At 30.0% G+C, this 12,339-nt stretch carries 10 protein-coding genes and 1 pseudogene; 6 read left to right on the forward strand and 5 right to left on the reverse strand.

The features are described from left to right. Nucleotides 1-69: 69 nt before the first annotated feature. Nucleotides 70-639: a hypothetical protein gene (locus CEE44_00765; GenBank protein ID TKJ17051.1), complete on the reverse strand. Its 570-nt coding sequence runs from the start codon at nucleotides 637-639 to the stop codon at nucleotides 70-72. Between the two features lie 79 nt (nucleotides 640-718). Here CEE44_00765 and pth2 point away from each other — a divergent pair, with 79 nt between their 5' ends. Continuing rightward, nucleotides 719-1,057, forward strand: coding sequence for an aminoacyl-tRNA hydrolase (gene pth2, locus CEE44_00770; protein TKJ17052.1), 339 nt, complete (start codon nucleotides 719-721; stop codon nucleotides 1,055-1,057). An 87-nt stretch (nucleotides 1,058-1,144) separates the two neighbouring features. Continuing rightward, nucleotides 1,145-1,453 carry a hypothetical protein gene (locus CEE44_00775; protein ID TKJ17053.1) on the forward strand — a complete coding sequence of 103 codons (309 nt, stop codon included), beginning with the start codon at nucleotides 1,145-1,147 and terminating at the stop codon, nucleotides 1,451-1,453. A gap of 1 nt (nucleotide 1,454) precedes the next feature. Here CEE44_00775 and CEE44_00780 read toward each other — a convergent pair whose 3' ends face one another. Together CEE44_00780 and CEE44_00785 are read right to left on the reverse strand one after the other, a co-directional pair. Beyond that, the gene (locus CEE44_00780) at nucleotides 1,455-2,483 is read right to left on the reverse strand and encodes a hypothetical protein (protein TKJ17054.1); all 1,029 of its coding nucleotides are present in this window, start codon (nucleotides 2,481-2,483) and stop codon (nucleotides 1,455-1,457) included. 39 nt (nucleotides 2,484-2,522) lie between these two features. Next, the gene (locus CEE44_00785; protein ID TKJ17055.1) at nucleotides 2,523-3,266 is read right to left on the reverse strand and encodes a hypothetical protein; all 744 of its coding nucleotides are present in this window, start codon (nucleotides 3,264-3,266) and stop codon (nucleotides 2,523-2,525) included. A 120-nt stretch (nucleotides 3,267-3,386) separates the two neighbouring features. Here CEE44_00785 and CEE44_00790 point away from each other — a divergent pair, with 120 nt between their 5' ends. After that, nucleotides 3,387-4,469 (forward strand): hypothetical protein, encoded by a 1,083-nt coding sequence (locus tag CEE44_00790; protein TKJ17056.1) that lies wholly within the window; start codon nucleotides 3,387-3,389, stop codon nucleotides 4,467-4,469. 19 nt (nucleotides 4,470-4,488) lie between these two features. Next, nucleotides 4,489-5,520, forward strand: coding sequence for a hypothetical protein (locus tag CEE44_00795; protein ID TKJ17057.1), 1,032 nt, complete (start codon nucleotides 4,489-4,491; stop codon nucleotides 5,518-5,520). Here CEE44_00795 and CEE44_00800 read toward each other — a convergent pair. Both CEE44_00800 and CEE44_00805 read right to left on the reverse strand, forming a co-directional pair. Next, nucleotides 5,517-5,990, reverse strand: a complete 474-nt coding sequence (locus CEE44_00800) for a hypothetical protein (protein TKJ17058.1) — start codon at nucleotides 5,988-5,990, stop codon at nucleotides 5,517-5,519. The two genes, CEE44_00795 and CEE44_00800, sit on opposite strands and share 4 nt — an antisense overlap. A gap of 45 nt (nucleotides 5,991-6,035) precedes the next feature. Next, the gene (locus CEE44_00805) at nucleotides 6,036-10,811 is read right to left on the reverse strand and encodes a hypothetical protein (GenBank protein ID TKJ17059.1); all 4,776 of its coding nucleotides are present in this window, start codon (nucleotides 10,809-10,811) and stop codon (nucleotides 6,036-6,038) included. Nucleotides 10,812-11,218: 407 nt separating this feature from the next. Here CEE44_00805 and CEE44_00810 point away from each other — a divergent pair, with 407 nt between their 5' ends. Both CEE44_00810 and CEE44_00815 read left to right on the forward strand, forming a co-directional pair. Beyond that, entirely contained in the window at nucleotides 11,219-11,542 is a 324-nt protein-coding gene (locus tag CEE44_00810; protein ID TKJ17060.1) for a hypothetical protein, read from the forward strand. A 276-nt stretch (nucleotides 11,543-11,818) separates the two neighbouring features. Beyond that, nucleotides 11,819-12,331 (forward strand): annotated as a pseudogene (locus tag CEE44_00815) (restriction endonuclease). Nucleotides 12,332-12,339 lie beyond the last annotated feature (8 nt).

The raw sequence follows: 12,339 nt of genomic DNA on the forward strand, positions 1-12,339 counted from the left end.
TCTCAAAAATTGAGCATAACATCTATTAAGCGAGATAGATATTTGTTTTTAACACTTTTTGGCTTTGTTTTAGAATCGGTCTGTAATTTTATCTAATCTATATGTTTCACTAAACTTGGCTTGTTTTAACTGCGCACTTTTATTAATTAATTTCTGTAAATAAGAAGCTATTTCATTTGGTTTATCAACGTAATTTAATTTAATTTCTTTTTCTTTTAAACCACTTAACTCAAATACAACACTGCCAAAATTTAGAATACTTTTAAATATTCCATTCTTATTTGGAGTAATTCTTTGAATATTCTGAAAAGGAATAACCATTGGACTAGATACAAAACCCTTCATAATTGTAATATTATCATTATAAACATTATATCTCACACCTCTAAATGAAAGATAATTTGATCCGCCCAATAAAAGAGCTAAGCCTAAAGTACCACCAAAAAAGTAATATACTAAACCAGAAGGTATAGAAACTTCAACATCAAAAGCTTCAAAAGGAATAAGAAACATTTCAAAACCAATAGTATATTTCAAAATAAGAAATAACCCTCCTAAAACAATAGCTATGGAAATAACTTTTAAGAAATTAAGGAAAAAAACCTTTGTAGCGTTTGGCTTTAGAACATTTTCAGACATATTAATTATGAAATTTTGTTATTTAAATACTTATTGAATTTAAGATAAATATAAAAACTAGTTATATTTCTATGATAATATGAAACAAGTTATACTAGTGCGTAAAGATTTAAAATTACCAAAAGGAAAATTAGCAGCTCAAGTTAGCCATGCCTCTGTTGGTGCTTTACTAAAAAGCCATAAAGATGACATCTCTAAATGGAGGAACCAAGGCATGAAAAAAGTTATTCTAAAAGTTGCTGATGAAAAAGAGTTATTTAAGTTTAAACAACTAGCAGAAGACAATGGATTAACAGCAGAATTAATAACTGATGCTGGAAAAACAGTTGTTGAACCAGGAACAATAACCTGTTTAGGAATCGGACCTGATAAAGAAGAAAAAATCGACAAAATAACAGGAAGCCTGAAAATGGTTTAAACATGTTAATTTTAGTAAAGTTTATATATAAAACTTGATATTATTAAAATAATAAGCTTATTGACTAGTTAATGAGGTGAAAAAAGTATGAAAATAGGATATGTAATAATGGCTTTAATAACCCTTCTTTTAATTGTTGGGTGTAAAACCAAAGTTGAAGAGGCACCAGTAGCACCAGTTGTTGAAGAAGTTGTTGAAGAGGCACCTGTAGAACCTGAAAAACCTTCAGACCAATATAATATAGACACAAGCGGTATGAGTGAAGAAAATTTAGCAGAACTTCAAAGATTAAAAGATGCTTGTGATAGGGGAAGTGCAAAACTCTGTACTGTATTAGCAAGAAGGGAAGCAGAACTTGGTGTTCAAGCTGCAGATGTTCTACCAGCTACAGAATAAATTATTTTTTAATTAATTTTATTATTTCTTTTTTATTTATATTTAATCTTAAAGAATTCTCCCTAAAGTGTGTTTCACTAACCTTAAATTTTTTCTTCTTAATCTTATTCATTAAATCATTTTTCTTTGGTAAAACCTTAATTTTATTTCTTTTAGCTAATTTAGTTATATCATAAAAACCAACTTCATCAATCTTTGATTCTTCTTTAATAATCTTTAAAATTTTCTTATTTTCCTCTATTTTATTATTTTTTCCCATCAAAACAACTAACTTTTTATCCCATAATGATCCTAGCCATATAGGTCCAGAATTCTCATAATAACCGTGCAGTTTAATAATCTCATCAACCTTTTTCTTTCCTTTTTCACATCTGAAAAAAATTCTAAAATAATGGTCTTTTGAATAAGAAAAAATTGGTGTTAAAGCCTTATCAAACTGTGTTCCAATCAATTGTATCTTTCTTATCAGAATTCTTAAACCAAACTCATGCATTAACTCATTTTTCAAAGGTTTTGCCCAATACTTTCTTTTACAGGCATTTGTATAAGTCCCAGTCAAAGCAGCAGTATCAGTAGCAGTCACAGCTAATATACCCTCCCTAGATAAGCGCATTATAGAATTATTCAAAAAATGATTAGGACTTCCAAAAGGATCTATATCAATATAATCGAAACCAGAAGAATTCAATAAAAATAAGTTAGCATCTTGATTAAAAACATTCGCTTTAGAAATTTTATTTAGTTTTAGATTTTTTTTAATCAATTTAAATGCATTTTCGCTGTTATCATTAAAGCTTATTGACTTTATTTTTCCCTTTTTTAACTCTTTAATCAATCTTATTCCTCTTATTCCTGTTCCAGATAATGGCAAAGCCATCTGCATATCTTTTTTATTAATACAATTTAACAATAAAACAGAAATATCCCTGTTAAATTTCATAATAGGATTATAAAATACAGGAAGTTTTTTAGAAATTTTTCCTTTTGAAACAATTGCTTTGGCTTTTCCTTCTGTTATTGTTGTATACATCTCTAAAATAAATAAGATTATAAGATATAAATGTTTGGGTCACAATTTAGAATCTTTCCATAAAACATCAAAAAACTGTTTATAGGAATTTGCAACTTCTTTACTTCTTATTAATGTGGCTATTGGTTGATCAGACCACACAATTATAGCAACTTTATCTCCATAAACCCAGGTTGTAGCGGGTGTTTCATACATATTAGAACTAAATTTTATTTTTGTTATTAGAAATTTGGCTTTAGATTTCTTAGATCTAATCTTTTCATTATAGATTATTTTCATAAGGATTTTTGATTTTCCTCTTCTCATATGCCATTGTTCAGCATAATGGGTAAATAATTCAACAAATTTTCCTTCAGCACCAAACACTAAAAGTTCCTTTTTTGTCTTTAGTACATCTTCTGCAACTGATTTCAATCCTTTTTTTCCTTTGTATATTGTTGCTTCTTGAGGTTCTTTACTTAATTGTCTTTTAAGTTCCAACTCAGGGAGTATAGAGTGTATCAATTTCTTTTTTCTTTTCAACTCATTCTCTTTTTCATCAAGATATTTGATTATTCTATCTGGAGTATCTGCTTCAAAATATTTTCTATTAGATTGTATTACATAACTCACTATACCTTTTTCAATTAATCTTTCCAAAGCATCATAAACATTAGTTCTGTTTACGCCTGACTTTTTTGTAATCTCTCCAGCCATTGCAGAACCCAATTCTAACAATGACAAATATACTTTTGCTTCATTTCCAGAAAGCCCTACTTGTTCAAGTGCTATTTTTTCATTCATAACGCATTAAAGAGTTATTAGTATATAAACTTTACTATTGTTGTAATGATATATAACAACACAAATTTAAATAATAACTATTATTACTATCTAGTAATAAAACATTGGAGGTTTATTAAAATGATAGAACAAACAATTAAACAAATTGAAACTGACAATATTTTTTTTGTAGCAGATATGCATGAATTAACTAAACCAAATGCAGATGCAAAAAGAATTTGGGAAAATATGCAAAAAAGAAGTCCCACAAATAGGGATCTAAAAGCCCTTTATGAAAATTCAGTTGACCCTTTAGTTAGTATTATTGAAGATTATGCGAATAATCCTTTCGAAAATTGGTCAATAGGAAACTCTGAAAGAATCTTTGCAGCTTCTGTTGTTTCTCTAGGGGATATGGTTGCAAATAGAATTAATTTTGGTGAAGGAACAGAAAAGTCAGTTATAGGAAAAATGGCAAAAAAAGCTAGAGAATTAGGTGTCCCACAACACGAATATATTGCTGACAATTTTCATGAACAATTGGCAGAAGTTGAGGATTGGGCATATAGAAATAGTTTCTGGACTGAGATGAGATTTGAAGCATTAAAACATTTACTTGGAGATAAATTAAGTTTATCAAGTTTTATACATATTAATGGTAATGCTGATGCCATTTCAAGTTTCGTTACAAGAGATTTGTTAAATGCAGATTTTAAAAGTCCAAATGAGATTTACATAGATCTGAAAAATCAAAATAATTTTCAAGGAGAGATTTACATTGATGAACCAGGGATAATTAGATTTGAAAAAGTAAGATGGTGTCGTGATGCTCCAGATCCAGATTTTGATGAAGATTTTGATTTTAAATTAGTAAAAGATATGGATAGTTATGGTGTAGATATAGCTTTAGCAATCCCTTATACTCTAAATTGGAATAAGCAACTTGGACATTTAGATAAAATTAAGTTAAGTTCTGAAGAAGATATAAGATCTTCAATGTTATTAATACATGAACCACTTGATTATTCTGTATTCAATAGAAAAGAAAATGTAGAAGGAATGGCTACTTATAAGAAAGCAATAAGTCTTATGCCAGAAGATACAAAGATAATTCATGGACATACACATGCACAAGACATAGTTGAATATGGTTTTAATGGAAATAAGGTTTACCAAATACCACCTAATTTAGGGGTTAAACATGAAATCCTAATTGGTATTTAAGACAGTTTAGGAGTACTCAATGAAATGGGAATTAATAGCTCAAAGAGAGAACGAATTACTTAAGAACTGCTTACATTATGAAAGCTTGATAGAAGATTTTGTTAAGGTTTTTAAGTTACCATACTCTGATTTTCTAACTGCAAGGCACGGGATGTCTTATTCAATTTATCATAATAAAGTTTCATCTACAAAAATTGCTTTATTTGTTTTGAAAAAAATAAGAAAAAATCCTGATTTTATGAAAAACATGCATAAAAAAGGTAAAAGATATTTTGATAATCTTATTAATTTTTGTAAAGATCTATCAAACTTAAAAGTTAAAACCAATAAAGAACTATTAAGATTAATAGAAACATATTTCAGACTCTATAAAAAACCCTACCCTTATTTTATGATCACTGTAGAGGCAAGAGCTCTTGAAAAAAACAAAGAAAAGAATGTTAAAGAAGCAGTAAACTTAATGGCCAAATTAAGATTATATGGAAGAACCAGCTTTAATAAAACTCATGAACTTGCACTTCCTTTATTTGAAGAAATTGCAAAGAGATTTAACACAACATCATATGAATTAAAATTTTTAACTCCTCATGAAATAAGAGGATTATTGTTAGGAAAAGAAATAGACATAAAAAATATAATTAAAAATAGGCAGAAATGTTTTTTTATTCATTTCAATGGTGAATTCAGGTTTTTGGAAAATGCTTCTTTAACAATTGAGGAAGAAGTTGAAGATGTTATTAAAGGACAAGGAGCCTTCCATGGAAATTACAAAGGAAAAGTAAAATTAATTAAAGATATTAGCGATGTGAACGCCCTTAAGAAAGGAGATGTTCTAGTTACACAGATGACTACAACAGACTTAATAACAGATAATATAAAAAAAGCAGGTGCTATAATAACAGATGAAGGAGGCATAACCTGTCACGCTGCCATATTAAGCAGAGAATTCAAGATTCCTGCTTTAATTGGAACTAAAATAGCTACTAAAATTCTTAAAGATGGTGATATTGTTCAAATAGATACAAAAAAAGGAATAGCAAATAAAATTTAAGTAAAGCTTCCTACAAACTTTCCTAAATAATTAGTTATTAAAATAACAACAATAGTAATAACTAAATGCTCCAAAACAACTCTAGATGGTTTTAAATTTTGTTCTTTAGCGATATAAATACTAAAAATAGTTATCAGAAAAAGACCCCAAATAACACTAATAATAACAGCAGTAGAAAGACTAAACAACAAAACAGGTATAATAAATGTCAATGCAAAAACAAGTTTAGACAAAAAAGTTGAAATTGTAGATTCCCAAATCTCTTTTTTAGAATGTTTCATTTCAAATTCTTCAGAAATATGTATTCCTAGGGCATCTGAAAGAGCATCTGCAACAGCTATCACAATAATACCACCAATAACTACAATAGCTGAATGAGTACTGGAATTTAAACCAACCATTAAGCCTAGAGTAGTGATAATTCCTGATGTTAATCCAAAACCAAAACCCTTTCTTATAGAGGTTTTCATAAATAATTAAAATGATTAAATCATTTAAATAACTTTAGAAAAAAATTATTTATTTCTTATAATTACTGCACCTACTGCAAATATTACTAATCCAAGGATTAAAACAATTAAAATACTAAGTAATATCATATATTCAAAAGTATCTGTGAATTTTGTTTTTGGGACTGTTGGTTCTGGTTCTGTAACAACTGGTTCTTCTGTTATTGTAACTTCTTCCTGTTCGGGTTCCACAACGCCAGGCATTTTACACTCGGCTTTTGTTAAGTATAATGTTTCAGTTATTTCTTCATCATCATACTCTGCTCTAACATTTATTATATAAGTTCCTTCAGCTAAATTACTTGGAGCAGTAAAAGCTTCACCAATTGTTGCTTTATACTCGTCTCTATCATATGCTTTTAACTCAACAACCTGAGTACTACTTATCTCTAATTCATTACTAGATATAGATAATTCAACATCTTCATCTTTTTTACCAATATCTTTTAAACCAACAACAATATCAAAACTATCATAACATGAGATTGTTGAAGGACTTACTACTGCTGAAGATATAATCACTTCATGACTCTTTCTTTCTATCTCTATTGTTTCTGATTGATGTAATGTGCACTGTTCTACTCCATCATCATCCTTTCCACAAGCCTCTACATAAACAGTATATTCATCTCCGTCTTTTGCATCTGTAGGCATCTTAAATGTGAATGTAAATTCTTCTTCATCTCCTTCATCTAAATCAAAATCTTCGTCATCTTTTAGTTTATCATTATCTTCATCCTTAACAACATCGCCATCTTCATCTAATAGTTTTATTTCAAGCTCAATATCTTCAATATCTAAATCACCATCATTTTCAACTTCAACTACAATTTCTACTATTTCATCTGGTTTTGGATTATCCTCATCTACATCAACATCCTTTATTTGTAAAACTCCTGTTCCAGCAGGTGGTGGAGTTTCTGGTTCACTATCTGTCCTTACCTTGTAAGAGCTAAATCCTGTTACATTAAATACAACTGTTCCTGAACCAGTTGGATAATCTGTAAAACTAATTAATGTGCATGATGTACACTCTGTTATAATCTCATCAGGGTTTGTTGTAAATTCATCACTGAAATAGATTACTGGTTCCTGGTTATATGTCAAACTAGATAATGTTATTGTTGTATTAGGTATATCAAACATATCTAACACACCAGAATCAATTGAAACAATAGTTTTTTCTATTTTAACAAAATCATCAATATTAACAATATCCTTAAGATTGATTACTGCATCTCCAAAATCAATTTTTCCATGACTGTTTTCTATTGTTAAACCTGTGAAGTTTGCAACGTTTTCTTCAGTAACATCTTGGATTGTACCACCAAAAGTTGTTATTGGAACTGTACTAACTTCAATACTCCATGAAGCACTATCAAATATATCTGTTGAATTTTGAACCTCAACTAAAACTTCATAAGTTCCAGCTGTTGTTTCAACAAATGTAAATGAATCTCCAGAGCCTTTTTCAATTGCATTAACAAACCATTTTATAGTTGGGGATATGTTGTCTGGATCAATAACATTAACACTTAAATCTTGGTCAACTCCATCTCCAATTAATAAGCTTCCTTCTGCAGGATTTGTATCATTTATATAAGGTATATCATCAAGTTTTTGATTTACATTTACTGTTATATTTTGTTCAGCATCTGCTTGTCCATCACTAACAACAAAAGTTATTTCTTCAGAACCAAACCAGTCTTGATCAAATGTTGAGATTGTAGCTACATTATCTCCTGAAATTTCTACTTTTATATTTTGGTTATTAGCAACACTCCATGTTAATTCGTCGCCATCAACATCAAATCCATAATTATCTAAGTCAATTGAGTCATCATCTTCACCTTCATCAAATTCTACACCAGGTATTGTAGCATTGATAACAGGTGGATCATTCTTTTCTAAAACTTCAACATTAAATTGTTCAAAAACATCCCCTACACTCATGTTTATAACTGAAATTCCAAATAAATCATCTAATGGAGTTCCACAACTAAATATACCGTTGCTTGTAACATTACAGTTAATTAAACTATCATTCTCTCCAACAATTTCATAAACCACTCCTGTTGTATTTCCAAAAGTATAATTCTTTAAATCAATCGGTGACCATGATGGAGATTCACTCTCATTAACCTTAAGAACACTGTTCAATGTACTAACATCAAGGCAAGCTTCAACATTAACCTCAATAGAATCTTCTATTGTGTATCTTGGAAGGCCTCCCCTATACTTTATTACTATATCATATGTAATATCGGAATCACCAAGAGCAAGTACATCAAAATCAAATTCTTTCTGTTCTGCCCTTATTAGCTCATAATCTGTTTCACCAATCAAAGTCTCTCCGTCATAGACTGAAATAGTTACTTCTTCATCCCAGTCACCAGTATTAGCTAATGTCAATAGTAAGGTTGTATCTCTATCACAAGTCAAATCATCTTTTGACCATTCCATACCAATTAATTCTACTCTATGGAAATCCCTATCAACATTGAAGTTAATTGTTTTCTCACTCCAATAGTCGTTTTCAATAAGGTCTTCTCCTATTACCTCTAAATCAAGAGTAAATGAAGGCTCTAATGTATCGTAAGGTATATCAAAACTAAGAATAATTGTCTCTGTCTCCTGACCCTCAAGGTTAAATTCCTCACTGTCTGATCCAAACCCAAAAGGACTTAATTCAGTAGAAGATATAATCTCAATAATCTCATTATCTACCTCTGCAGGAAATCTATTCAAAATAGTATACTCTACATCAAGAGTATGGCCTGGTTTAATCCCATCAATAGTATCTCCATCTTCAACTGATTGTCCATCAATTGTAATATCAACAATATCAAGAACAGGAAGTACTGTTAAATTAAACTCCCGTGTTGTGAAATTTGATCCTTGGTCTGTTACTTTTATTTCAACTAATTTTAAGCCAAAATGAGTAGCGTTTGGTGTCCATCTAAATTCTCCTGTAGATCTATTAATTGTAGCACCACCAGGGTTAGTAGTAATAAAAAATTCTAAAGCACTTACATTACTATCAATATCATGTGCATCTGCATCATAAACATATTCAATAGCTTCAATTGCTGTTAAGTTTGGTTTTGTGGTAAAATAAGGTGCGTCATTAACATTATTAACAATAACTGTAACATTTACAGTCGAAGAAGCATCTCCTTCATCAGTAGCTGTTAATGTAATATTCCTTTCACCATACCAATCTTCATCAGCTGATATATTTAATACATGAGTTTCGTCATCAATATCAATATTAAGATTTGCTGTATTTCCTCCAACACTCCATGAAATATTTTCATCTGCTGACTCTACATCACCAACAAAAAGGTCTAAATCATAATCATCAAAATATTCTTCTTCATCAAATTCAATATCCCCTATTGGATCAATAACAGGTATATCATTAACAGGATATACTATCAAAGTAAAATTCTGCATATCAAAATCTGTAGCATCTTCTACTTTTACAGATATATTCCAGTAGCCAACTTCAGCATCATCTGGTGTAAAGTTTATAAGCCCTGTAATAGGATCAATAACCATTCCAGGTGCATTTTCAAGTAAAGAATAAGTTAATGTATCATTCTCAACATCTGTTGCTTCAACATCATAAAGATATGTATCTTCTTCATCCACTTCAACAGGAGCAGGTGAAATAATAGTGGGTGCATCATTAACTGGAGTTACTTCAATACCAACCACTTCTTCAATTGACCCATAACCATCATCTATAAGTATAGTACAGTTTGTCATACCATTCCAATTATCTGTAGCATTCATCAAAAGGAATGTCTCATTTACTATCTCACAATCTACTTCATTTTCTTCAAGCACACTATAAGTAATATCATCTCCATCAGGATCAAAAACCTCCTCGCTAAGGTTTCTCTCAACAGAAGAGTCTTCATTTACTAAATAAAAGAACAAACTAAAATCAGCCTCAGGCAACCTATTATTAGTTGCATTGAATGTGCAAGGACCTTTATGGAAATCATCTGAATCTATATTTGTATCAATACCATCATGAATCCTAAATACACATTCATCACTAGGATCAGTTGAATAGCCATCGGGTGCGTTATCTGTTGTATTACCATCATCATAATTTCCATAAGTAACTTGATCAATGATTTCTCCTAAATTATCATAAAGAACTAGCATGCCGTTATTACTCTGTGAACCGCTTGGATTTAAAATAATAAGGTGGTCTCTTGAAGGGATTACTCCTTCTAATAACTCAGTTGCATTAGAGCCATCAATTAAAGATAAATTCCAATTAGTAATATTTATATTATGCATAGTTGGATTGTACAGTTCAAACCATTCATCAGCAACACCAATAGCACTATTATTATCCCAGTCTGTTCGAGGCTTAACAACAAATTCATTAATCACAACCGTAGTATAAGCAGTCAAGTTTAAATGAGTAATACTAGTATCATTATATATTGCTGTTTGATCCGCCTCAACTCCATTAATTTTAAATGTAACAGTATAACCCCCATAAGAAGAATTTCCATTAATAACCATGCCACTATTCCAACCTTCTTGAGTTAGGTTATGGGTGCCATCAGCTACGCTTGGATCATCATCATTTTGAATAAAAGCCTCAATTAATGTCCCAACAGAAGCATTTACACCATTATACATAACAGTCCCAGTTAAAATCATTGGTGGTAGCAGTTGTCCATAAACAACTGAAGCTAAAGAAATAGTGAATAATAATAAAATTAACACAATACTTTTTTTAAAGTTTTTAGTCATCTAATTACCCCCAATTAAACCTTGTCCCATCACCCCTTTTTCTTTTGTAACTACTTGAAAATAGCAATTAGTATTTAAACCTTTTGGTTATTTCGGCTTTGCACATAAATGAAATTTTGCATATTTATTATAGTCTTTTGCACAAAAATCAATTTCCAAAACATTTATATATTTAGTCGTATAATAATAATGCGTTGAAAAGATAGATAAAATAATGTTTAGTGATGAAGATGGTCGTGATTCAGGTTTCCAAGGCGGATAGTGAGAAGGTATTTACAATCCTATCCAATAATGGACGTTTTACAGAATTATCAGATAATAGATTCGGTATAATAGATAATGAAGAAGATGTTCTAAAGAAACTTGACGAGGCAAACGTAAAATATAAAAAAGTGGTATGATTCTATATGAAACTTTACAGCATCTTTCTACCAAAAACCTATAATAATAAAAAACCAATTCCGACCAAAAAAATTAGAAGAATAACTAAGGAAATAAGAGAGAAATTTGGTTCATATTCTGCAGACCCTTATGCCAAATTGCCTATAATTGAAGGCACATGGACATCAAAAACAAAAAAACTATTCAATGAAACTATGACGTGTGTCCAAGTTTTCACTGAAGACACTTATAAAACTCAAAGATGGTTTAAAGCAAAAAAAGAGACTTGGGCACAAGAGCTTGATCAAGAAGTATTATTTATAATCGAACAGCATGCAGAGATATTATAATATATTTCTTCACCTTTAATGAATTTATCTAAAATGAAACTCTCCTATTATTCTTACATAGGCTATGGCTTCCTTGTAGCCACTGTATTTGGTTTGGGTTGGTATGGAATAAAAGATTATAGAGTTCAAGGGTTGTTCATTCTAACTGTTTGTTTTTTATTGGTTGATGTTATAAAGTATTATAGAAATAAGTAATTCTTTATTTATGTGCAATTCATTACATAGTTTTGCACAAAAAAGAGAATCTTTTTAAATATATAAAGAATAAAGACTATTATGTCCACAGATGAAAACATTAATAAAAAATTAACCCCTGTATTAGAAAAATATAGGGAATCTTTCTCTAATAAAGTTATAGAAGAAGGAAAGACTGATTCTGATATATTGATGGAAGTATTTAATATTACTCATGAGGAAAAGATTCAAAATAAGCAATATTGGGGAAGAGAACTTGGTAAGTGTTGGGAACGTTTAGTTCAATCTGTATTTTCTGAACGAAAAGATTATAGTTCAGGTATAAAAGAAGGATCTGATGAAATTTGTGATTGTGTTATTGGTAACATGGCTATTGAAGCAAAATATAGGGTTGGTTCTGGAGATTCTGGTACTTTAAAAAAATTTAAACAATATGCACAAAGATTAAAAGATAAAGGGCTTGATCCGATAATGATTTTTTTGAGAGAAGATAATCTTCCGGCAGCTATAACAGCATGTAGAAATGGAGGTTGGACAATCATAATGGGGGATGAGTGTTTTAAGTTTATTGAAAAAGAATCTAATTTTGATTTAAAGGTAGC

This window comes from Candidatus Woesearchaeota archaeon B3_Woes, assembly GCA_005222965.1.
In the GTDB taxonomy this organism is placed as follows: domain Archaea; phylum Nanobdellota; class Nanobdellia; order Woesearchaeales; family B3-WOES; genus B3-WOES.